Genomic DNA, 23,263 nt, shown 5'->3' on the forward strand with positions numbered 1-23,263 from the left:
CGGTGAGGTACGCGATGGGCAGGCCGGCGGCCTCGGCGAAGCCGAGCCGGGCGGGCTTGGGCACCGCCCTGTCCGACTCGACCGTCAACTCCCGGCGCAGGGCGCCGAGGTGGGCCGTGACGACGGCGTCGCCGACGCGGAACGCGGCGTCGGGACCGGCCGCCGTCACCACGCCCGCGCACTCCATGCCCAGCGGCAGTTCCGTCAGCGGGTTCCCGGCCTCCTCGGCGAGCGCGCGGTGCAGGCCCAGGACGTTCGCCACGTCCACGAAGTTCAGGCCCGCCGCGTGGACCCGGATCCGGATCCGGCTGCCGGTGGGGGCGGGCTCCTGGGCGAGGGGCACCGCGACGACGCCGCCGATCTGCCCGTACTCCTTGGTGACCAGCTCGACGTCGGCGTGCGGGCCGCCCGGCTCGGCGTACACGCGGCGCACGTGCCGCAGCCCCGAGCGGTACGCCACCTGGTAGTCGGCGGAGTCCGCGGCGGTCCACTCGTCCAGCAGCGACAGGTATCCGGCGCCGTCGGCGCCGGGCGAATCCGGCCGCGGCAGGTCGACGAGAGTGACACCGTACGCGGGGTGCTCGGTCCACATGACGTGCCCGAACCCCCACAGCGTGGCGGCGACCGGGGCGGCTTGGTCCAGTGCCTCCGGTCCCTCCGGCCGGTCGCCGGGGAGCAACTGGCCGCCTTCGGTGACCAGCCAGAGCCGCTGCCCGTGCCCGAACCCCGCCTCCCCCAGCGCGTCGCGCAGCGCCAGCAGATCGCGGTAGTTGCGTTCGCACTCGGCGGGCAGCGGTTCGCCGGGCTCCCGCGGCGGCCGCCAGAACCAGCACACGTCGGTGGGCCGCTCCGCGAGGAGCGCCACGGCCTCCCCGGGGGTGGCGGCGACCGACAGGGTCACGTCGTGCTCCTCGGCGGGCCCGGCAAGGGCGCGCAGGCCGGCGGGCTCGGGGCCGACGAGCAGCACCCGGCGCGGCTCGCGCGGTGTGGGCTGCAACGCGCGTTTGACCCACCGCACCTCGGAGTACATCCGGTCGCGGTCGGGGGCGGCGTTCGCGACGCGCCGCAGTGTGAGGCCCTCCAGGACGAAGACCGTGCGGTCCCCGTCCAGGACGAGCACGTCCGCGGTGGGCAGCTCCTCCTCTTCCGCCGCGCCGCGGCCACCGCTGCCGTCCGCGTCCGCGTCGGCGGGCGGGTTGACGCGCAGGACGCTGCGCAGCGAGCTGCCGCGGGGCTTGCGCAGCAGCCGGCAGCGGGCGAACCCCACGGGCATGGCGACGGTGTCGTCGTCGGCGAGGGCCGTCAGGGTCTGGAGCGCGCAGTCGAGGACGGCGGGCGGCAGGAACTCGCCCGGGACCGCGTCCGGCCCGCGCAGTTCGCCCACGGCCAGGTCGTCGCCGTGCCGCTCGACGTTCCGTACGCCCTGGAAGTGCGGGCCGTACTCCACGCCCAGCTCGGCGAAGTCCGCGTACAGGTCGTCGGGCAGGCGCCGGGAGCGGGGCTCGCCCGCCCGGTCGAGCAGGGCGTGCAGGGACCGTTCCGTCCCGGCGAGTCCGGCGGCGGCTCCCGCGTCGACGGTGGCGGTGACGTGGCGCCGCTCGAATGGCTCCGCACCGGGGTCCTCGCTCTCCACCACGCTGACGATCTCCACCTGCGCCGGGCCGCCGCCGTCGCCCGGCCGCAGCCGGGTGCGCAGCTCGACGCTGCCCTCCTCGGGGAGGAGCAGGGCCTCGTGGATGGTCAGCCCCGCGAGGGGGAGGCCCGTCTCGCCGTAGACCGCGTCCTGGAGCGCCAGCAGCGCCTCCACGTAGCCGGCCCCGGGGAAGACGACCCGGCCCATCACCTTGTGGTCGGCGAGGTAGCCGGGCCGGCGGGCGTCGATGCGGACGGAGAACGTCCGGACACCCGTGGCGCGTTGCTCGTCGGTGGAGACCTCGCGGCCGAGCAGGGCGTGTACGTCGTTGCGGCCGAGGGCCGCGGCGCCGCCGCCGCTCGGGGCGGGGAGCCAGTGCCGGCGCCGGTCGAACGCGTACGTCGGCAGGGTGAGCGTGCTGCGGGGGCGGTCGCCGTAGTAGCCGGACCAGGAGACGGGGGCGCCGGCGGCGTAGAGCTGGGCGAGGGACTGGCGGGCCACCGTGCCGTCGTCGTCCTCGGCGTGCAGGCTGCTCAGCCACAGGTGGTCGCCGGGCGCGTCGAGGCCCTGCTTGCCCATGCCGACGAGTTCGGAGGCCGGGCCGACCTCCAGGAAGGCGTGCCGGCCGCGCTCGGCGACGGCGCGCATGCCCTCGGCGAACCGCACCGGCTCGCGCAGGTGGCGGGCCCAGTAGTCGGGCGTGGACAGCTCTGCCGGGTCGGCCACCCGGCCGGTCAGGTTGGAGACGAGGGTGAACTCGGGCGTGTGGAAGGTGAGTCCCGCGGCGACGGCCCGCAGTTCTTCCGCGGCCTCGGCCATCAGCGGCGAGTGCGAGGCGCAGGACACGGCGAGGCGCCTCGTCTTGACCCCGCGCTCCGCGAGGGCCTCCTCGACGCTCGCCAGGGACGCCTTGCCGCCGGAAAGGACGATCTGCCGGGCGCCGTTGACGGCGGCCACCGACAGGTCGCCGTGCTCCGCCAGCAGGTCGGCGACCTCGGCGGGACCCGCCTCCGCGGCGGCCATGGCACCGGGCGGCGACGCGTCCATCAGGCGGGCGCGCGCGGCCATGAGCGTGACGGCGTCGTCGAGGGAGAACAGGCCGGCGACGGTGGCCGCGACGATCTCGCCGATGCTGTGGCCGGCGAGGACGGCCGGGCGTACGCCCCAGGAGAGCCAGAGCCGCGCGACGGCGTACTCCAGCGCGAAGAGCGCAGGCTGCATGTACCGGATCTGGTGGATCAACTCGGCGTCGTCGGTGTCGCCGAGCACCATGTCGCGGATCGACCGGCCCAGGTGCGGGGCGAACAGCCGGTCGCAGGCGTCCAGTTGCTCGCGGAAGGCGGCGAAACGCTCGTACAGCGGGCGGCCCATGCCCACGTACTGCGTGCCGCCGCCGGAGAAGAGGAACGCCACCCGGGCGGGAGCGGCCGGCTGGTCCGGGCGCGTGGAGCGGGTGAGGGCGTTGTCCAGGAAGCGGGCGACGTCGTCGTGGTCGCGGACGACCCCGGCGGTACGCAGGTCGAAGTGGGCCCGCCGGGTGGCGGCGGCGTGGCACAGGTCCGCCACCTCGGTCCCGGGGTGGTCGCGCAGCAGCCGCCGGTAGCGCTGGACCTGCCCGCGCAGCGCGCCGGGGCTCTTCGCGGAGAGGGTGAGGACGTGCGCCTCGCCGGCGGGGGAACCGGCGGGGGAAGGGGCGACGGCGGCGGGCTCCGCGGCGGCTGCCGGGGCCTGTTCGAGGACGACGGAGGCGACGATGCCGGTCAGCCCGAAGGCGCTGACCATGGCGCGCCGGGTGGCGGCTGTCCACTCCCGGCCGGTGGTGGGGACGGTGACCGGGAGGTCGTCCCAGGGGATGCGCAGGGAGGGCGTGTCGAGGTTCAGGTGCGGGTACAGCGCGCCCTCGCGAAGTTGCAGGACGGTCTTGATGACGCCGCCGATGCCCGCGGCCGACTCCATGTGCCCGATGTTCGTCTTGAGCGAGGCGACCGCCAGCGGGTCCTCGCGGGTGTGCGAGGCGCCGAACACCGCGCCGATGGCGCCCATCTCGATGGGGTCGCCCAGGGGCGTACCCGTGCCGTGGGCCTCGACGTACGAAACGTCCCCCGGCTCCAGCCCGGCGCCGGCCAGGGCGGTACGCAGCAGCCGCTCCTGGGCCGTGCCGTTGGGCACCATGAGGGAGCTGGACTCGCCGTCCTGGCCGACGGCGGAACCGCGGATGAGGGCGTAGACCCGGTCGCCGTCGCGCTGGGCGTCGGAGAGCCGCTTGAGCACGATGACGCCGCAGCCCTCGCTGCGGCAGTAGCCGTCGGCCGCGTCGTCGAAGGTCTTGCACACGCCGTCGGGGGCGAGCATGTTCCCGCTGCTGGCCATGACGTACGCGCGCGGGCTGTGGATGGTGTTGACCCCGCCGCACAGCGCGAGGTCGGTCTCCCCGGCGCGCAGCCCCTGCGCGGCGAGGTGCACCGTGACCAGGGAGGCGGAGCACGCGGTGTCCACCGTCATGCAGGGGCCGCGCCAGCCGAGGAAGTAGGACAGCCTGCCGGAGAGCGCGCTGAACGTGCCTCCGGTCGCCATGTAGGCGTTGAGGTCGTCCAGGGGGTACGTACTCATCTCCCCGATGTAGTCGAGGTTGCTGACGGCCATGTAGACGCCGCCGTTGCCGTGGCGCAGCGGAGCCGGGTCGATGCCCGCGTCCTCCAGGGCCTCCCAGGCGACTTCGAGCGCGACCCGGTGCTGCGGGTCGACGTAGTCGGCCTCCTTCGGCGAGACGTTGAAGAACTTCGCGTCGAAGTGGTCCGGCTTGTCGAGGAAACCGCCCTGCGCGCACCGGATGGCGCCCCGCGCCCCGGGGTCGTCGGGATCCGCTTCCACGGGGTCCCACCGGTCGGTGGGCAGCGGCCGCAGGGCGGACCGCCCGTCGCGCAGGAACGCCGCGAACCCGTCGGGGGTGGTGTTGTCGCCCGGGAACCTCAGGCCGATACCGACGACGGCGATGGGCTCGCCGTGGGGTGTGGACATGACTCCGTACTCCCGTGTCATCCGTGGGCAGGGTCTGGTCGGTCTACGCCGTCGCGGCGGAGAAGTCGTCGGCGCCGGCGCCGGCCTTCACGGCGACCAGCACCTTGCCGTGGGCGGCGGGCTCGTCCGCCTCGCCGAACCGGCACGTCGTACGGAGAAAGAGGAACGGGCCGCTGCCCCAGTCGCCCTCGAACGCCTCGACGACGTCGAGCTCTCCCCAGAAGCGGCGACCGCGCATGTGCCGGCGGAAGGAGCTGTGGAAGTCGACGATGAACATGTCGGCCAACTGCCGCGCCCAGAAGTCGTCCATGGACCAGCCGGCGAAGGAGCGCATCAGCCGCCGCTCGACGGACTTCGCCATCAGGAGATAGATCATCTGGTTGTAGCAGATGTTGAACTCGACCGCGTTGAAGTGCCCGGTGTCGTCGATGTAGCAGGACTCGGGGATGTGGAACCGGCCCCGGATGCCGACCTGCCCGCCCTCGTCCGCCGGATCTCCCCCGGCCGCCACCGTGGCCGACTCCAGATACCGGCAGTGCGGCTTGTAGACCCGGAGCACGCGTTCCAGCAACGCCTCGTCGCCGCCGACCGCCACGCTCTCCTCCTCCCGCTTCCGCCGTCGCCGCCTAGGGCCGGCCGATGCCGGGGTAGAAGTCGTAGTCGTCGTGGACCGTCACCCGGAAGGACACCGTGGGCTCGGGGTTGACCGTGTGCAGGGCGCGGTGCACCAGGCTGCGGTTGTCCCAGACCAGCAGGTCCCCCTCGTCGAACCGCTGCAGGTGGATGGCGGGGTGGGTGAAGGTGCGGTCGGACTGGCCGACGGCCTCGAAGAGGTCCTCCAGCAACCCGTCGCGCAGCGGCTTGCCCTCGCCGTCGATCAGCTGGTAGCTGACCGCCTCGCTGATGTAGAGCACCGGCCGCCCGGTGACCGGGTGCGGGAAGACGGTGGGGTGGGCGATCGCCGGGGTCGTCTCCTCGATCTCCGCGATGACCTCGGATATCGGGCGGTAGACGTCGGTCGGCCGGATCTTGAAGTACCGCCGCACGCTGTTCAGGACGCGGCTGCCCTCGATCTCGTTCTTCAGCTTCTGCGGCAGCTGCTCGTACGCCTTCTCCAGGTCGATGAAGAAGGTGCCGCGCTCTCCGCGCGGGATGACCTGGGGGTAGATCAGGGTCAGGCCGAACGGGCGCGGCATGAAGGAGTAGTCGTGGTGCCAGAACTTCCCCGTCTGGGGAACGCCGACCTGCTCCCCCTCCTTCTTCACGTTGGAGGAGACGAAGATCTCGCGGTGCTCGGGGTGGTGGTACATCGGCTGGTAGTACGTCTCCACCTCGCCGAGACGCCGGCCCAGCGCCACGAACTCGGCCGGGTCCAGCCGCTGGTTCTTCAGCACCACGATCTTGTGGGTGTAGACGAGTTGCTTCAGCGACGCGAGGTCCGCGTCCGGTGCGCCGAGGACGTCCATGCCGTCGACGGCCACACCCATCAGGGACTGTTCCTGCGGAATAGTGATCACGTGCACTGCTCCCACCTGGCGCTCGGCACTGAACCGAGGCTCACCGTACGGGCGCGCCGACGCCCGGACAGGGGGCCCGGTGCCGAACCTGGGGTGGAGGCTGGGGTAGCCCCCAGAGAAGCGGACCGGCGCCGGAGCCACGCGCGCAGCGCGGTCGAGCCGGCCCCGGGCAAGCAGGGCGGGACCCCGAACGCCGGCCGCCGGCCGCCGGCCTGAGTGTTGCCCAGCCGTGATCTGCCAGGGACAACCCTGGCCGGGTCCGCACGGTCCTATGTACATGCCGCGCTTGCCCATGGTGCTTGCCTTCCCCCGTGTGGTCCGCCACCTGCGCTCCGTCGGCGCCTCGCTGCCGCCGCTGACGCAACTGAGCGTCGGCCGCCCCGACCCCGTACTGCGGCCGGTGCTGTCCGCGGCATGGGAGGGCGACCACGGCCCGGCCCGCGAACTGCTCGCCGACACCCGCCGCCGCCGGGCGTGGGAGCGGCGCGACACGTGCATGGGCCGGCTCGCCGACGTCGCCCTGACCCGGTCCCGGTGGCTGGAGGACTGGCAGGCGAAGGACGGCGACGACCCGGACGCGGCCCTCGTCGCGGCGGAGCTGGAGATCCGCCGCGCCTGGGAGGCGCGGACCGGCGCGTGGGCCAAGCACGTCTCCGCGGGGCGGTTCGAGGAGTTCTTCCGTCTCCTCGCCCGGGCCGCCCCGCTCATCGACAAGGCGGTGGAGCTCAACCCCGGCGATCCGGTGCCCTGGTGCGTCGCCCTGCACCACGCCCGCGGCACCCAGGCCCCCCGCCCGGTCTTCGACCGGCTGCTGCTGAACGTCATGGACTGCGACCCCGACCACTACGGCTGCCACTCCAGCGCCCTGCAGTACCTCTGCGCCAAGTGGTACGGCTCGCACGAGGAGATGTTCGACTTCGCGGAGACCGCGGCAGCACGCGCCCGGCCGGGACGGCTGCTGGCCGCCCTGCCGGTTGTGGCGGCGACGGAGTACCTCACCGAACACCCGACCCGCGGCCCGGTGCCCCGCCAACGCGTACACGCGGCAGTGGACGGCGCCCTGTCCGCCTGCGCCGCCTTCCCCCCGGACGACCCGGCCGTCATCGGAATCCGCAACGACCTCGCACTGGCGCTGACGCGCTGCGGGCGCTGGGAGGAGGCGCTACGGCAGTTCGAGCTGATCGGCACGGACGTACGGGAGTTCCCGTGGTGCTACGTGGACGGGGAGAACGAGTTGCGCGCGTTCGTGGACGAACGCGAGAACACCCGGGTCCAGATAGCCAAGACCATCCCGTTCTTCTCCCGCTACCGCCCGGCCGCCTGAACGGGCTCAACCTAGGCAGTGCACTACAAGCCCACACAGCGGCCGACGAGGTCCTGGAGGTCGAACGCGACTCGCATGACTCTCTCTTGTTCTGCCCTGTCGTACAGCGCTGCATTGCCTTCAGTTGCAGGAAAGATGTCTACCAGAATATTGACAGCCAGACGCGGAATTTGATCTTTTGACCGCCAGTCCCGCTCACAATCCTCTAGCGCCTGCCTCAAATTGGCAAGAGATTCTTCATTCAGCCCCTCCCTCATACGCAACGCAAGATCAAAAACTTCCCACGCCTCAGCCAGGCGAGTTGTCGCATCTTCCATGTCACGGCCCTCCCTTAACCCATGTGATCGCTTCTGGCGGTATACGTCCCGTAATAAGAACCTCTGCGGAGGACTTGGTTCGATTGATGGCGGTGAAGCCTCGTATATTGTGCAGTTCGCGGCCCGCGTCAGTGGACAAGTCGATAACCGATCCCGGGACCATGCGAAGATCGATGGCCACGACACGCCCCGACGTCCACTGAGAATTCAAGGCGACGTCGGAACTGCGAGTCGTGGAGATAAATTGCGATGCCCATCCGGGTCGACTTCCGTTCAAAACGTGCCCTGCAGGAGTATACGTCGCGTCCGGATTCTTTGCGACCAGCCCCAGCGCCGGATCCTCATCCGGCCTTAGGTTGCGATAAACCGTGTGAGGGCATGGAGTCAGTCCGAGAGGATCGGCCCATGTATGCGGGTTATGTACGTAAGTTGCCGGGTTGGGTGTGGGCGTGAGCCCGAGGGGGTCGAGGCTGGTGTAGCGGGCAGTCGCAGGGTCGTAGTGGCGGTAGTAGTTGTAGTTCCAGCCGGTTTCCGGGTCAGCGTATTGGCCCGGGAAACGGAGGGGGGTGGTATGGGAGTCGTTCCTCCGGGTGAGTGGGAGGCCGTAGAGGGTAGCGTTTTCCTGCCAGACGATGGCACCGAAGTCGTCGACGAGTTCGGTGGGGGTTCCGACGAGGTCAGTGACGATCGTGAAGAAGGCGCGGTCGTACTCGTCCTGGCCAGGAAGGTGACGGGTCTGGGTGAGGGGCTGGAGGCCGCGGTGGCTCCAGGTGAGGGTTTCGGGGGGGTCGGCCCGGTCGTGGTCGCCGCAATTGCCCGCGGTGGTGGTCTGCTCGACAAGGGTGGCCTCGTGCCAGGTGAAGGCGGTGCGCTCGACGACGGCACCGGTGGCGTCCTGACGCTCCTTGGAAGTGCGGCGACCGACGCCGTCGTAGTGATAGCGCCAGGTTGTGCCGTCGGGGGTGGTGACTTGGGTGAGGTGGTCGTCGGCGTCCCATGTGTAGTGCCAGGTGTCAGGTTTGCGGGAGAGACGTCGGCGTTGGCGGAGCGTGACGCGGCCGGCTGTGTCGTACTCGTACCGGATACGTCCGGCTTGGGTGAGGAGGGTTCCCTCGTAGGCGCGATCACCGATGGTGTCGGTGGCGGGGGAATCCTCGGGGGCAGTCCAGTGGGCGGTGGTCTGGTTTCCGGTGGGGTCGTAGGAATAGTCCTCCCGTCCGGCGGGGGTGGTGGCTGCGAGGACACGACCGAGGGGATCGAGGTCGTAGGTGCGGGTGCTGCCGCGTTGATCCGTGAAGTGGGTCAGGTACCCGTCGGGACGGTAGCCGAAGGCGCGCGAGGTGACGGTGCGGGTGGTGGAGCCGGCTGGGCTCGTGACGGTCTGGTTGGTGAGGCGGCCGGCTGGGTCCCACTGCTGGGTATAGGTGAGCTGGTTGTCCGCAGGCCCGCGGACTCGGCGAGTGGTCTCGCGGCCCAGGGGGTCGTGGTCGAACGTGAGAGTGCGGCCGTCGGTGGTCAGCGTCGCGGGGAGGCCGTCGGGGTGGTACGTCCACCGACTGTGGTGGCTGGCGGGGGTGGTGCGGGTGATCGGCCTGCCACAGGAGTCGTAGGAGAGGGTGAGGGTGCGGCCGTTGACGGTCTCGGTGACCAGGTTGCCGAGCGGGTCGTAGGTGCGGGCGAGGTCGACACCGGGGGTCGTTGTGCCGGTCATGCGGCCCACCGGGTCGTACGTGTAACGGGCGAGGAGGTCACCGTCGCCACTGGCCTTGGTGGTGAGCCGGCCGAGAGCGTCGTAGTCGTAGCGGAGCTGTTGGCCCGCAGGATTGGTGGATGTGCTTATTCGGCCGGCCGGGTCGTATGCGTAGGTGGTGACGCGGCCGTCGAAGTCCGATTCGGATACGAGACGGCCGACCTCATCGTAGGTGTAGTCCCAGGTGCGGCCCTGCGGGTCGATGACCTGGGTGAGATTAAGTTCGGTGTCGCGGGTGAAGCGGTACGTGACATCGTCCGGACCGGTGGTGGAGGTGGGCAGATCGAATACGCCGTAGGTGTGGGTGGTGGTGGCCCCGCCCGGTTCGGTACGGCTGAGGAGATTGCCTTCGGCGTCCCACTGGAGGGTCTCGACGCCGCCGAGAGGATCGGTGCGCTGCAGCAGACGGCCTTCGATCGACCAGCGGTGGTGGGTCTGCGCGCCGAGCGGGTCAGTAAGAGTGACGGGGCGGCCGAAGGCGTCGCGAGTGAGATGGGTGGTCTCGCCGACGGGGTCGGTGATGGCGGTGGGAAGGCCGGCGGGGTTGCAGCGAACGCGGCGTACGCCGCCGGCCGCGTCGGTGATCCCGGAGAGGGCGCCCTGGGGACCATAGGTGAACCGGGTGCGCTGGCCGGCCGGATCGAGGGTAGTGGTGCGGTTGCCGTGGGCATCGTAGGCGAACTCCCAGCGCGATCCGTCGGCGTCGATCAACTCGGTGGGCAGGCGCAAGTCGTTGTAGACGGCTTGTTTGCGGGTGCCGTCGGGGAGGACGAGGACGGTGAGGTCGCCGGCGTCGTCGTACTCGTAGCGGGTGGTGCGTCCCAGGGGGTCGGTGGTGGAGGCGAGGCGGCCATCGGCGTCGAAGTTCTGGAGGGTGGCGTGGCCCAGGTGGTCTGTGGTGGCGATGAGCTGGAAGCGGTCATTGAACTCGAAGACGGTGGTATGTCCTCGGGAGTCGGTGGCGGTGGTCCGCAGCTGATCGGGCTCGTAGAGGTAGGAGTACTCAAGCGCCTGGCCCGTGCCGGTGGAGTGCACACACCGGCCCGCCTCGTCGTAGTCGTAGCCGTACCAACTGCCGTTACGGTCCTCCCAGCGGGTCAGCCGTGCGTCCGCGTCGTAGGAGAACAGCAGGGGCAGGCCGGAGGAATTGAATACCTTCGACAACAGCCCGGCGTCGTCGAAGTCGTAGGACACGAGCAACGGCTCGTCAGGGTCGGACAGTAGCGTCAGTGAGGTGACCCGGCCTTGGTAGGTGGCAACGCCGACCCGGTAGCCGCCGGTGTGCGTCAACTCGCGAAGCCGACCAGCGTCGTCGTACTGGAAGTCGAGCCGGTTGCCGTTGCGGTCAACCAACGCGGAGATCGTCAGCTCAGAACTCGGACGGCCCGGTACGGGCGCGAAAAGCAGCGCTTGACCGGCTTCGCCCTGCTCGATGACCAGCGGGGAAGCGGGTCGGCCGTTCCATGTCAGCCCCCACTCCGGACCGACGACAGGGTAGACGGGGGTCTGGCCGTCGCCAACCGGGATCGGGTAGACCAAAGTCATGCCGTCGGCGGTGTGGAAGTGGACCGCGTCCTCGGTCAACTGCAGCCGTTGATCCAGCGTGGACGCCCACGAGCGGCCGAAGTAGCGGCCCTCGGTGTACGTGGTGATGTGATGCCGCTCGATCACCAGCGGCAGCACTCCCGGCAGTTCCACGTCCGTGGCAGAGAGGATCATCTCGCCGGTGGCCACATCCACGGGGTCGCCGCAGCCGTTGCGCTTGAACATCTGCACGGCCTTCTTGCGGAATGCCTTGCCCATGCCTTTGACGCCTGCCGCCATGGCTTTCAAGCCGCCCTTGGCGGCGGCCAGGCCGCCCTTCATGCCTTTGGCCATCTTGGCCAGGCCGCCGAGGGTGGTGAGGCCCTTCATGCCCGGGATGCAGTCCAGGGCGGCGAAGGCGACATCCCAGAGAGAGGCTTCGCCATTCGCGTACTTGTAGAGGGTGTCGGCGAGGACGACGAGTGCGGCGGCAAGGACGACCCAGGCCAGCGGTCCGCCGATGATCAGGACGACGATGCCCAGCACCGCGACGATGACCTTGCAGACGCTGACGATGGTGTCCCAGTTGTCCTTGACCCAGTCGACCGCCTTCTCCCACCACTTGCGGTTCTGGATCCCGGCGTCGGAGGCGTCCTCCAGCTTGTCCTTCGCCTCGGACGCCGCATCTTCGCGCATCTTCTTCGCGTCAGCGGCCATCTTCTTGGCGGCTTCGAGGCCGCCTTGCGCGTTGTCGACCGCTGTCTGCGCGGAGGCGCGGGCGGACTTGGCGTCGGTGGCGTTACGGGTGGCGGCCCGTACCTCCGACTCGTCCGGCTTCTCCTTGCCCTCCTTCTCGTCGTACTCCTCACTCTTCTTCGTCGCCCGATCCACCCAGGAATTCGCCGAATCGAGACGGCCCGTCGCCGACGACAACTCGTTGCGGGCCTCACGGCCCCTGGCTAACGCTTTGTCCGCCAACGACTGCGCACGCTCCAGCTTCGGCCAGTACGCCGCGAGCGCATCGCCGGCCAGGTCGTACGACCGCTGGAGCTTCTTCAGGTTCTTGGGAACCTCTTCGAACTCGTCCTGGAACGCCTTCGCCGTCTTCCCCGCCCACCGCAGGAGGGCATCCTCACCGGCCATGCCCTTGATCTGCCGCAGCGCATCCGCCACGTCATCGGCAAAGTCGTGTAACTCACGGGCGAGTTGCTTCACCCGCTCCGGATCCCCCGGTACTGGGTCCTCATCAAGGTCGAGCACATGCCAGTCCGTCGGACGATTTCCCACAACCCACCCCTTGTTGTCGTCCGGTCAACGGCAACGGTGCTCACACCACGCTAGCACTCCAGTTCTACAACATGATCTTGTTGATAAGGGCGGTGCGTGAGCAGGTCCGTCGTGACGTGTGCTGCACAAGCCCGGCCGGGCCGTTTGCCTCTCCCGGCCTCTTGCGGTCGAGGGCATCAGCTTCTTGCGGAGCGCCTCCGCCGGCTCTCCGAGGACGATCAGGCAGTCGTACTCGTCGTCGTTGCGACGGAACAGTGGCCTCGCACGGTGGCCGGTAGGTCTGTTGCCGGGGCCGAGCGGCGAGGCTGTCATTGTGCCGTGTAGCCGCCGTCGACCGGGAGGGCGACGCCGGTGACGTAGCTGGCGCCCGGGCTGCACAGCCACAGTACGGCCTGGGCGATCTCCTCCGCGGTGCCCAGCCGGTCGATGGCCTGGCCGGCTTCGGCCCGGGCGTGGTCGAGTTCTCCCCTGGCGACCATGGTGTCGACCATGGGGGTGCTGATGGTGCCGGGACAGACGGCGTTGATGCGGATGCTCCGGGGGCCGTATTCGAGGGCGGTGCTCCTGGTCAGGCCGATCACGCCGTGCTTGGCGGCGTGGTAGGCGGCGCGGCCCGGATTGCCGACGAGGCCGCCGAGGGAGGAGCAGTTGACGATGGCGCCGCTGCCCTGCTCCCGCATGTGGCGCAGCTCGTGCTTCGTGCTTGCCCAGATGCCGCGCAGGTTCACGGCGTTGACGCGGTCGTACTGCTCGGCGGTCTCGTCGGCGGCGTCGGTGGGCGGCGCCATGATGCCCGCGTTGTTGTAGGCCATGTCGAGCCGTCCGAAGGTTCCCACGGTGCGGTCGACGGCGGCGGCGACGTGGTCTTCCCGGGTGACGTCGCAGATCAGGGCGAGGGCCTGGTGGCCGGTGTCGGTGAGATCCCTGGCGGCGCGGTTGACGGCGTTGTCGTCGATGTCGGCGAGTGCGACCGCGGCGCCCGCTTCGGCGAAGGCGCGGGCCGCGGCCAGGCCCATGCCGGACGAGGCGCCGGTGACGAAGGCGACCTGGCCGGTGAAGTCGTACGTGGGGTTCATGGGCGTCTTCCTGTGCAGGTGCGCGGTACGGGCCTGGGTCGGGCGCGCCGGGTCAGGGGGCGGTCTCGATGGTGATGCGCCCGGCTCCGGCCAGTCGGTCGGCGTCGGCGTTGATGTGTCCGAGGATCAGCAGGTCGCCGGAGGTGGCGGGGCCGTGCTCGGTTCAGTCGGGCAGCGGTTCGGCGTAGTGGCGGAAGCCTTCGCGGTCGGTGTGGATGGCGTAGAGCCGCTCGGCCAGCGCCGCCGGGCTGGAGTGCTCGGCGTCGGGGCGGATGGCGCCGGGGATGACCAGTTGGGCGGCGTGGATGTTCTCCGGGGCGAGGGCGTCGTGGAGCATCGCCGCGTAGGCGCTTTCGGCGGCGAACGCCATCGAGGTGCCGGCCCGGTCGGGGTGCGGGCGCACGGCGGTGCCGCCGTTGACGAACAGCAGCGTGCCCCGGCCCGGGTCCCGCATGCCGGGCAGGACCGCGTTCACGCAGGCGACCGGGCCCTTGACGGAGAAGGCGAGCGGAGCGTCCAGGTCGGCGGCGGTGGTGTCCAGCACCGGCTTCATGAAGTCGGCGTGGGGTACCGGGCTGTACTGCAGGACTTCGATCGCGCCGAGTGCGCCGGCCGCGGCGTCCAGGGCCGTGGTCAGGGCCTGGTGGTCGCGTACGTCGGCGGGGAAGCCGCGGGCGTGGACGCCGTCCCGGTCGAGTTCGGCGGCCAGGGCGTCGAGGCGGTCCCGGCTCCGTGAGACGAGGGCGATGGCGAAGCCTTCGCGGCCGAAGCGGCGGGCGGTCGCCAGCCCCAGACCGGAGCCTGCGCCGACGAGAGCAAGAGTTGTCACGATGGGCCTTTCGCGGGAGATCGGGAGATCGGGACAGGGAAGGCGGTGGGCCCGGTCCGGATCAGCCGGTGGCCGGGGCGGCGGCGTACTCCCCGTCGGTGACGGGGGTCAGCCACTGCACGACGTCGTGGTCGGCGTCGGCCTCGTTGATGGCCAGGTGGACCATGAGCCGGTTCGGGGCGGCGCCGTGCCAGTGCTCCTCGCCCGCCTCGAACAGGACCCGGTCGCCCGGCCTGATGACCTCGACGGGCCCGCCGCGGCGCTGGCACAGGCCGACGCCTTCGGTGACGAAGACGGTCTGGCCCAGTGGGTGGCGGTGCCAGTGGGTGCGTGCACCCGGCATGAAGTGCACCAGGTTGGCGGTGACCCGGGCCGGGGCCGGGGCCGCGGCGACGGCGTCGATGTAGACGTCTCCGGTGAACCATTCGGCGGGGCCCCTGGCGGTGTCGAGGGAGCTCCGGGTGATCTGCATGTTCGTTCCTCCTGCGGGGTGCGTCAGGGGGTGAGGAGGGCCTTGACGGCGCGGCGCTCGTCCATCGCCCGGTAGCCCTCGGCGACCTGGTCGAGGGGCAGGGTGAGGTCGAAGACCCTGCCCGGGTCGATCCGCCCGTCGAGGACCCGGTGGATCAGGTCGGGGAGGTAGCGGCGTACGGGGGCGGGGCCACCGCGCACGCCGACGTGCGAGAAGAACAGCTCCCGCCCGTCGACGGCGACCTCGTGCGGGACCCCGACGAGTCCCACGTTGCCACCGGGGCGGGCGGAGTGCAGGGCCTGCTGCATGGACAGCGCGGTACCCACGCACTCCAGGACGGAGTCCGCGCCGATCCCGCCGGTCAGGTCCTTGATCCGGGCGACGCCCGCCTCGCCGCGCTCGGTGACGATGTCGGTGGCGCCGAATGCGAGGGCGAGCTGCTGCCGCGGTGCGTGCCGCGACATGGCGATGATGCGCTCCGCTCCCGCTTCCCTGGCAGCGATCACGGCGCAGAGGCCCACCGCGCCGTCACCGACGACCACGGCGGTCGAGCCGGGCCCCACCTCGGCGGCGTCGGCGGCCCACCAGCCGGTGCCCATGACGTCGGAGACGGCCAGCAGACCGGGCCAGAGCTCCTCACCCGGTACGTCGTCGGTGGCGACGAGGGTGCCCTCGGCGTGGGGGATGCGGACGTACTCGGCCTGGCAGGTGGACATGAACTCGCGGTCGAGGCAGTTCGACTGGAACCCGTTGCGGCAGTTCGCGCACGTGTTGTCCGAGGTGGCGAACGAGCCGACGACGAACTGGCCCGGCCGGACCGCCGTCACCGCGGATCCGACCTCCTCGACGAAGCCGACGTACTCGTGGCCCATGGGGTGGGCCCGCCCGGTGGGCTCCGCACCGCGGTAGGGCCACAGATCCGAGCCGCACACGCAGGTCACGGCCGTACGGATGACGGCGTCCGTCGGCTTGACGATCTTCGCGTCGGCCACGGTCTCGAAGCGGATGTCACCGGGGCCGTGGATCACTGCACCGCGCATGGAGAAGGATTCCTTGCCTGCTGAGGCCGCCGGCACCGGAAGGACGCCGGCAGGCCGCCGAACGGGTGGCGGGTCCCGGGGCGGAGAGGCGAGACCGCTGCCCCCGGGCCCGGGCGGGCGCCCGGCCCCGCCTGCTGCGCAGGCGGGCGGCGAGTGCCACGTCCTCCAGGCAACCCTGATCCCGCCGGGGCAGCGAGTCACTGACGAGGGGTGTACCGGCAGTACATCCCTGCGCGGCCCGGCAGGCCGTACCGTCGAAGACATGGACAACCGTGAGGAGGTCCGCGAGTTCCTGACCTCGCGGCGCGCGAAGATCACCCCCGAGCGGGCAGGGCTGCCCTCCGGCAGCAGGAGGCGTGTGCCCGGACTGCGCCGCAGCGAGGTCGCGGCGCTGGCCGACATGAGCGTCGAGTACTACGCCAAGCTCGAACGCGGCAACCTCGCCGGCGCCTCCCCGGCCGTCCTGGAAGCCGTCGCCCGCGCCCTCCGGCTCGACGACGCCGAACGCGCCCACCTGCTGAACCTCGCCCGGGCCGCCGACGGCTCCGACGCGCTGGCCCGGCCCGCCCGCCGCCGTACCAAGGACCACTGGAAGCCGCACCGCAGCCTGCAGTGGACCCTCGACGCCATCACCGCCGGGCCCGCGTTCGTCCGCAACGGCCGCATGGACGTCCTCGCCGCCAACCCGCTGGCCCGCGCCTTCTACGCCGACCTCTACGCCGCCCCCGGCAACCAGGCCAACCTGGCCCGCTTCCAGTTCCTCGACCCGGCCTCCCGGCACTTCTACCCCGACTGGGACGCCTTCGCCGACATCGCCGTCGCCATCCTGCGCACCGAAGCGGGCCGCAATCCCCACGACAAGGACCTCCACGACCTGGTCGGCGAACTGTCCACCCGCAGCGAGGAGTTCCGCACCCGCTGGGGCGCCCACAACGTCCGCCACCACGGCACCGGCACCAAGCGCTTCCGCCACCACGCCGTCGGCGACCTCACCCTCGCCTACGAGGGCCTGGAGATGGCCGCGGAACCGGGCCTCACCCTCACCATCTACGCCGCGGAGCCCGGCTCCCCTTCCGAAGAGGGGCTGCGCCTCCTCGCCTCCTGGACCGCCACCCAGGACACCGAAGCCGCCGCCTCCCCGCGCACCGCCACCGGATGACGCCGGACACCGCCGCGGGCCCGACGTGCCGTACCCCCTCGTCCCTCCCCTAGGATGACGGGCGTGGGACCTGCGGATATGCCCGGGGATGCGCCCCGCCGGCCGCTTCAGGAGGACGGGGATCCCGACCGCTACGAGCCGGAGGCGCCCGGAGTGCCGGCGGACGGCAGGGTCGAGACCGCCCTTCGCGTCGCCCAGCAGTACTACCTCCAGCGCGCCACCATGGGCGCCATCGCCAAGGAGCTGGGGACCTCGCGTTCCACGGTGTCCAGGCTCCTCGGCTACGCCAGGGACACCGGGCTGGTGGAGATCCGCATCCACCGCCCCCAGGCCCGGGTGGGCGTGGTGGAGGGGCGGCTGCGGGAGCAGTTCGGCGTCCGGGCCCACGTGGCCCGGGTCCCGGCCGCCGCCACCAACGTGGAGCGACTGGAGCTGACGGCCATCCAGGCCGCCCGGGTGATCAACTCCGTCTTCGACTCCGACATGGTCATCGGCCTGTCCTGGGGCACCATGGTCAACGCCATCAGCCGGTGCCTGATCCCCAAGCCCGTCCACAACTGCCAGTTCGTGCAGTTGAACGGGGCCGGCAACTCGCGGGTCACCGGCACCCATTACTCCTACCAGATGCTCTCGGCGTTCGGCGCGGCCTTCGACGCCGTCGTCCAGCAGCTGCCGGTGCCGCTGTTCTTCGACTCGGCGGAGACCAAGCGCGCGCTGTTCCGCGAGCGGATGGTACGCAGGGTCACCGAGCTGCAGCAGACCGCCGACGCGGCCCTGTTCAGCGTGGGAACGGTGGCGGACGGGATGCCCAGCAGCCCCTACCTGGCCGGCTACTACCTCGACGAGTCCGACTTCGCCTCCCTCGCCGAGGACGAGGTGGTGGGCGACATCGCCACGGTCTTCATGCGCTCCGACGGGAGCCATCGCGGGGTGCGTCTCAACGACCGTACGAGCGGCCCCGATCTCGACCGCTTCCGGGACGTGGGCCACCGGATCTGCGCCGTCTCCGGCGACCACAAGATCGATGCCCTGCGCGCGGCCCTGGCCGGGAACCACATCACCCAACTGGTGATCGACGAGCGCACCGCCGTCCTCCTGCTCGACGGCCCCGCCGCGCCGTCCGCCTGACCGCACCGCCCCCGGCTCCCCACCCCGCAGGCACCCGTACGCGCTGGTCAGACGCACGATCGACTCACGGTGCACATGTGTGCACTGCCCTGGTAAAACGTGCACGGGAGCAGGCATGGTGGCGGGCACCACCGGGCCCGTGAGCCGCAGAACCAAGCGGGCCCCTCCCCCGCACCCCCTGTCACGGAGGTCTGTTCCACCATGCCCAGCCACACGTACACCCGTCAGCTCCCGGTGGGCGAGCCCACCGACGTCCTCGTCGTGGGGAGCGGCCCCTCCGGACTGGGCGCGGCGCTGGCCGCCGCCCGCAACGGGGCCTCGGTCCGGCTCGTGGAGCGGTTCGGGTTCCTCGGGGGCAATCTGACCGCCGGCCTCGTCGGTCCCTGCATGACGTCCTTCTCGCTCGACGGCAGGACCCAGCTCGTCCGCGGGATCTTCGACGAGTTCGTGCGGCGCATGGTCCGGGTGGGCGGCGCGGTGCACCCCTCCGAGACCCGTTCCGGCAGCCCGTACTCGGGCTTCATGGTGTACGGGCACGAAGCGGTGACCCCGTTCGACCCGGAGGCGGCCAAGGCGGTCGCGCTCGACATGTGCCAGGAGGCCGGGGTCGAGCTGCTGCTGCACACCTTCGTCGCCGACACCCTCACCGAGGGGCGGCGGGTGACCGGTGTGGTGGTGGGCAACAAGAGCGGCCTCGGCGTACTCCCCGCCACCACGGTCGTCGACTGCACGGGGGACGGCGACGTCGCCGCCCGCGCGGGGGCCGGCTTCGACGTGGGCCGGGACGGGGACGGCCGGACGCAGCCGATGACGTTGTTCTTCCGCGTGGCGGATGTCGACGACGACGCCGTACGGGCGTATCAGGACGCGCACCCGGAGGAGCGGTTCCCGTTCCAGGGGCTCGTGGAGCAGGCGAGCGCGGACGGCTCCTTCACCCTCCCCCGCCGGGGCATCCAGCTCTTCAAGACCCTGGAGCCGGGGGTGTGGCGCATCAACACCACGCGCGTGCTCGGCCTGGACGGCACGGACGCCGACGACCTCACCGCCGGGGAGATCACGGCCCGCCGCCAGGTCGTCGAGCTGATGCGGTTCTTCCGCGAGCGGCTGCCCGGGATGCGGAACTGCCGGCTGCTCGACACCGCCGCCACCGTCGGCGTCCGCGAGACCCGGCGCATCCGGGGCGAGCACCTCCTCACCCTCGAAGAACTGACCTCGGGGCACGCCTTCGAGGACACCGTCGCGGTGGCCGGCTACCCCGTCGACATCCACAGCCCGACCGGCCCGAACGGCCCCTTCGACGACGGCATCCCGCCCACCGCCAACATCTACGAGATCCCCTACCGCAGCCTCGTTCCCCGGGACCTGGACAACCTGCTGCTGTCCGGGCGGTGCGTCTCGGCGACCCACGAGGCGCTCGCCGCGATCCGCGTCATGCCCCCGTCCTTCGCGATGGGCGAGGCCGCGGGGGTGGCGGCCGCCCTCGCGCAGCGGGACGGGGTACTCCCCCGCGCCGTCGACGTGCCCGCGCTCCAGCGCCTGCTCCTCGCCCAGGGCGCCTACCTGGGCCCCCGTTTCGAGTCCGCCCCCGTCGGCTGACCGTGCCGCACCGGCCGGCACACCCTGAACGAAGGGACACACCGTGATTCGTCGCGTCGTGAGCGCCAGCACCGTGGGCACCGCCCTGGAGTGGTACGACTTCATGCTCTTCGGGACCGCCGCCGCGCTGGTTTTCGACGAGGTCTTCTTCCCGGGCCACGACCCGATGGTGGGGACGCTGTCCGCACTGGCCACCTTCGCCGTCGGCTTCTTCGCCCGCCCCTTCGGCGGCCTCCTCTTCGGCCACTACGGCGACCGGATCGGCCGGAAGAAGGTCCTGGTGATCACGCTCTGCCTGATGGCGGTGGCGTCCACCCTCATGGGCCTCATCCCCGATTACGACAGCATCGGTGTCGCCGCCCCCGCGCTGCTGGTGTTCCTGCGCATCCTCCAGGGCCTCGGCGCCGGAGCGGAGTACGCGGGCGGCGCGCTGATGGCGGCCGAGCACGCGCCGCCCCGCAAGCGCGGCCTGTACGCGGCCATTCCGCCCACCGGCAACGGGGTCGGCGTCATCCTGGCCGCCGCCGTCTTCACCCCGTTCACCATGCTCCCCGACGACCAGTTCACGTCCTGGGGCTGGCGGGTCCCCTTCCTGCTCAGCATCCTGATCCTGCCGGTGGGCCTGTACATCCGCATGCGCGTGGCCGAGACACCGGCGTTCGACCGGACCCGGGAGCAGGGCGAGCGGACACCGACCCCGGCCCTGCACCTGGTCCGGAACGAGCCGCGGACGCTGCTGCGGTGCCTGCTCACCAACATCGGCCCGAACGTCGCGACCTACGTGCCCAGCGTCTACGCCCTCACCTACATCGAGGACGACCTGGGCATGGCCGCGAGCGTCGGCACCATCGGGCTCCTGATCGCCAACTCCGTCAAGGTGGTCACCCTTCCGCTGGCCGGGGCGCTGTCGGACAGGTGCGGCCGCAAACCGGTCTTCGCGTCGGGGGCCGTGCTGTGCGCCTTCCTCGCGTTCCCCTTCTTCTGGCTGCTCGACACCGGCCATTCCTGGGCGGTGTGGATCGCGATGACCCTGATGCTCACCTTCGCCAACGACCTGATGCTCGGTGCCCAGGCGGCGATGCTCCCCGAGCAGTTCGACACCCATGTGCGGTACACCGGGGTGGCGGTGAGCCGGGAGTTCGCCGCCGCGATCGCGGGCGGCACACTGCCGTTCATCGCGGCCGCCCTGACCGCGCTCACCGGCGGCACGTGGGCCCTGTCCACGCTGATGATCTTCATGTGCGTGCTCTCGCTCATCGGTGTCTCCGGCCTGCGGGACGGCCGGGAGCTGTCCTTCGTAGCGGAAGGCCCCCGGCTGGACAAAACGACCGCCGCCGCGTCCTAGTCGCGCCGGAACTACCCTCGACCCGTGAAGGGAGGACGGTATGGAGCCGTCGGAACTCCGTCGTGCGGTCGCGGCCGGCCGGGCGACCGCCGCGGAGCTGGGCCTTCGGGTCGACGATGCGGTCGTCGTCAACGACTCGGACCGCGTCGTGCTGCGCCTGCTCCCGTGCGACGTCCTGGCGCGGGTCGCGCCTTCGGGGCAGCTGGCCGACTCCGAGATCGAAGTGGCGGCCGCCCGCAGTCTCGCCGACGCCGGCGCTCCGGTGGCGGAGCTCGAACCCCGCGTCGACCCGCGGGTGTACGTACGCGACGGCTTCGCCGTCTCACTGTGGAGCTACTACGAACCCGCGGGACCGGAGATCACGCCGGCCGACTACGCGGACGTGCTCATGCGGCACCACGCCGCCCTGCGCCGGATCGTTCTGGACGCGCCGCACTTCACCGATCGGGTCGCCGGGGCGCTGCGGGAGGTGAACGACCCGGAACGCTCTCCCGAGCTGCCCGATGCCGACCGGGAGTTCCTCCGCGACACCCTCGGCGGCCTCGGTGCCGCGATCGGCACCGGGAGCGCGGGCGACCAGCTGCTGCATGGCGAGCCGCATCCGGGCAACCTCCTCAGCACGAGGAGGGGGCCGCTCTTCGTCGACCTCGCCACCTGCTGCCGGGGGCCGGTCGAGTTCGACCTCGCCCATGCGCCGGAGGACGTGGCACAGCACTATGCGGGAGCCGACCACCGACGGCTTCAGCAGTGCCGCGCCCTCGGCTGGGCGATCTTCTCGGCCTGGCGCTGGCGCCGGGACGACCGCATGCCCGACCGGGCCCGCGGGAGGGTGGCGGGGCTCGCACAGGTACGTGCCGCACTCGGTCGGGACCGGTGAGGGTCTACCGGCCGCTCCCGTTGCCGGTCGCCGCGGCGCCTTCACCGGTGTCCGGGTCCGGGTCCGTACCGCCGTGCCGGGCGAGGCCGCGCACCGACGCCTCCAGGTCCTTGATCCGGTCGGCGAGGGCCGGCCCGCTCAGGTTCGCCCCCTCCCGCAGCAGCGACTCGACCTGCATCAGCCGCCAGGTGACGTCGCTGAGCCGTTCTCCGAACCCCGTGGCGCCGTCCTGGTCGGTGATCAGCAGCCGCTGCAACTGCTCCGCCTGCACGGCGAGTTGCCGGTTCTTGCGGTGCAGCTCCAGGAAGACGTTGACCTTGGTGCGCAGTATCCAGGGCTCGATGGGCTTGGACAGGAAGTCGGCGGCGCCCACGGCGTAGCCGCGGTAGGCGTAGTCGGGGTCGATGCCGTGGCCGGTGAGCAGGATGATCGGGACGTCCTTGGTCTGGTCGAGGCGTTTCATGTTCGCGGCGGTCTCGAAGCCGTCCATCCCCGGCATCAGGATGTCGAGCAGGACGACGGCGAACTGCTGGCGCAGCATCGCCTTCAGTGCCTCCTCGCCGGAGTGGGCGACGACCACGCGCTGGCCGAGCGGACCGAGCACCGCCGTCAGCGCGACCAGGTTCTCCTCCATGTCGTCGACGATGAGGATGCCGGCCGGGTCCGGAACGGGCGGTGGCGTCGGGGTGGCGGGGGTCGTCATGCGGCCCGCCCGGGTGCCGTCGGGTCGTCGCCGCGCGAATCGTCGCCGTGCGAGTCGCCACGGTGCGAGTCGTCGCGGCGGGCTCCGAGGTCCGTGACCGCGGTGTCCGCGGCCCGGGTGTCCCCGGTCCCGGAGTCCGCGGGGCCGCCTTCCCCGGCCGGGTGGCCGCCGACCTCCCGGTCGTGCGAGTCGAGTTGCTCGTAGATCGCCGCCAGCAGCCGGTCGACGTTGACCGGCTTCGGCACGTAGCCGTCGGCACCGGCCTCGATGGCCTTCTCCCGGTCGCCCGGCATGGCCTTGGCGGTCAGGGCGATGACCGGCACGGCGGCCAGGCGCGGTGTGGCGCGGATGGTCCGGATCACCTCGTAGCCGTCGATCTCCGGCATCATGATGTCCATCAGCACCAGCGAGATCTCCGGGGAGCGGTCCAGGACGTCGAGGCCCTCGCGGCCGTTCTCGGCGTACTTCACGGAGATCCCGACCCGGCCCAGCATGTGCGTCAGGGCGAACACGTTGCGGATGTCGTCGTCCACGATGAGGACGTGCCGGCCGGTCAGCACCTGCCCGGGCCGGCCGCTGAGCCACTGCCGCAGCCGGGTCGTCTCCGGCCAGGTGTCCGCCCGTTCCCTCTCCGACGGGCCCGCCGCACCCGCCGCTTCCGGACCCGG

At 71.3% G+C, this 23,263-nt stretch carries 17 protein-coding genes; 6 read left to right on the forward strand and 11 right to left on the reverse strand.

The annotated features are described in order from the left end of the window. From H5J30_RS02680 to scoE, 3 genes are all read right to left on the reverse strand, one after another. On the reverse strand, window positions 1-4,651 hold a 4,651-nt coding region (locus H5J30_RS02680), incomplete at its 3' end, for a type I polyketide synthase (protein ID WP_181785520.1). 43 nt (window positions 4,652-4,694) lie between these two features. Then, complete coding sequence (locus H5J30_RS02685; protein ID WP_181785521.1) at window positions 4,695-5,246, reverse strand: FcoT family thioesterase; 552 nt, start codon at window positions 5,244-5,246, stop codon at window positions 4,695-4,697. 31 nt (window positions 5,247-5,277) lie between these two features. Beyond that, window positions 5,278-6,168 carry a (3R)-3-[(carboxymethyl)amino]fatty acid oxygenase/decarboxylase gene (scoE, locus tag H5J30_RS02690; protein WP_445194932.1) on the reverse strand — a complete coding sequence of 297 codons (891 nt, stop codon included), beginning with the start codon at window positions 6,166-6,168 and terminating at the stop codon, window positions 5,278-5,280. Window positions 6,169-6,445: 277 nt separating this feature from the next. Between scoE and H5J30_RS02695 the strand changes: the two genes are divergently transcribed. Continuing rightward, window positions 6,446-7,492 (forward strand): hypothetical protein, encoded by a 1,047-nt coding sequence (locus H5J30_RS02695; protein WP_258563051.1) that lies wholly within the window; start codon window positions 6,446-6,448, stop codon window positions 7,490-7,492. 23 nt (window positions 7,493-7,515) lie between these two features. Here the strand turns inward: H5J30_RS02695 and H5J30_RS02700 are convergent, their stop codons facing one another. The 6 genes from H5J30_RS02700 to H5J30_RS02725 all read right to left on the reverse strand — a co-directional run bounded on the left by H5J30_RS02700 (window position 7,516) and on the right by H5J30_RS02725 (window position 15,787). Then, window positions 7,516-7,809 (reverse strand): hypothetical protein, encoded by a 294-nt coding sequence (locus H5J30_RS02700; RefSeq protein ID WP_181785522.1) that lies wholly within the window; start codon window positions 7,807-7,809, stop codon window positions 7,516-7,518. 1 nt (window position 7,810) lies between these two features. Beyond that, entirely contained in the window at window positions 7,811-12,343 is a 4,533-nt protein-coding gene (locus H5J30_RS02705; protein WP_181785523.1) for a DUF6531 domain-containing protein, read from the reverse strand. Window positions 12,344-12,678: 335 nt separating this feature from the next. Beyond that, window positions 12,679-13,446: an SDR family NAD(P)-dependent oxidoreductase gene (locus H5J30_RS02710; protein ID WP_181785524.1), complete on the reverse strand. Its 768-nt coding sequence runs from the start codon at window positions 13,444-13,446 to the stop codon at window positions 12,679-12,681. Between the two features lie 163 nt (window positions 13,447-13,609). Continuing rightward, window positions 13,610-14,275, reverse strand: coding sequence for an SDR family NAD(P)-dependent oxidoreductase (locus H5J30_RS02715; protein ID WP_181785525.1), 666 nt, complete (start codon window positions 14,273-14,275; stop codon window positions 13,610-13,612). 61 nt (window positions 14,276-14,336) lie between these two features. Then, window positions 14,337-14,747: a (R)-mandelonitrile lyase gene (locus H5J30_RS02720; RefSeq protein WP_181785526.1), complete on the reverse strand. Its 411-nt coding sequence runs from the start codon at window positions 14,745-14,747 to the stop codon at window positions 14,337-14,339. Window positions 14,748-14,770: 23 nt separating this feature from the next. After that, window positions 14,771-15,787, reverse strand: coding sequence for a zinc-dependent alcohol dehydrogenase family protein (locus tag H5J30_RS02725; RefSeq protein ID WP_181785527.1), 1,017 nt, complete (start codon window positions 15,785-15,787; stop codon window positions 14,771-14,773). Between the two features lie 262 nt (window positions 15,788-16,049). Between H5J30_RS02725 and H5J30_RS02730 the strand changes: the two genes are divergently transcribed. From H5J30_RS02730 to H5J30_RS02750, 5 genes are all read left to right on the forward strand, one after another. Beyond that, window positions 16,050-16,946: a helix-turn-helix transcriptional regulator gene (locus H5J30_RS02730; protein ID WP_181785528.1), complete on the forward strand. Its 897-nt coding sequence runs from the start codon at window positions 16,050-16,052 to the stop codon at window positions 16,944-16,946. 63 nt (window positions 16,947-17,009) lie between these two features. Next, window positions 17,010-18,074: a sugar-binding transcriptional regulator gene (locus H5J30_RS02735; protein ID WP_309505410.1), complete on the forward strand. Its 1,065-nt coding sequence runs from the start codon at window positions 17,010-17,012 to the stop codon at window positions 18,072-18,074. A gap of 201 nt (window positions 18,075-18,275) precedes the next feature. Continuing rightward, window positions 18,276-19,670, forward strand: coding sequence for an FAD-dependent oxidoreductase (locus tag H5J30_RS02740; RefSeq protein ID WP_181785529.1), 1,395 nt, complete (start codon window positions 18,276-18,278; stop codon window positions 19,668-19,670). Between the two features lie 58 nt (window positions 19,671-19,728). Beyond that, complete coding sequence (locus H5J30_RS02745; protein WP_181785530.1) at window positions 19,729-21,015, forward strand: MFS transporter; 1,287 nt, start codon at window positions 19,729-19,731, stop codon at window positions 21,013-21,015. Window positions 21,016-21,055: 40 nt separating this feature from the next. Next, entirely contained in the window at window positions 21,056-21,892 is an 837-nt protein-coding gene (locus H5J30_RS02750; RefSeq protein ID WP_181785531.1) for a phosphotransferase, read from the forward strand. Window positions 21,893-21,896: 4 nt separating this feature from the next. Here the strand turns inward: H5J30_RS02750 and H5J30_RS02755 are convergent, their stop codons facing one another. Both H5J30_RS02755 and H5J30_RS02760 read right to left on the reverse strand, forming a co-directional pair. Next, on the reverse strand, window positions 21,897-22,595 hold the full coding sequence (locus tag H5J30_RS02755) for a response regulator (RefSeq protein WP_181785532.1): 699 nt from the start codon (window positions 22,593-22,595) through the stop codon (window positions 21,897-21,899). Continuing rightward, the coding region (locus tag H5J30_RS02760) for a response regulator (RefSeq protein ID WP_181785533.1) at window positions 22,592-23,263 on the reverse strand (672 nt) is incomplete at its 5' end. The genes H5J30_RS02760 and H5J30_RS02755, both read right to left, overlap by 4 nt.

The sequence above is a fragment of the Streptomyces phytophilus genome (genome assembly GCF_013870535.1).
GTDB classification, from domain to species: Bacteria; Actinomycetota; Actinomycetes; order Streptomycetales; family Streptomycetaceae; genus Streptomyces; species Streptomyces phytophilus.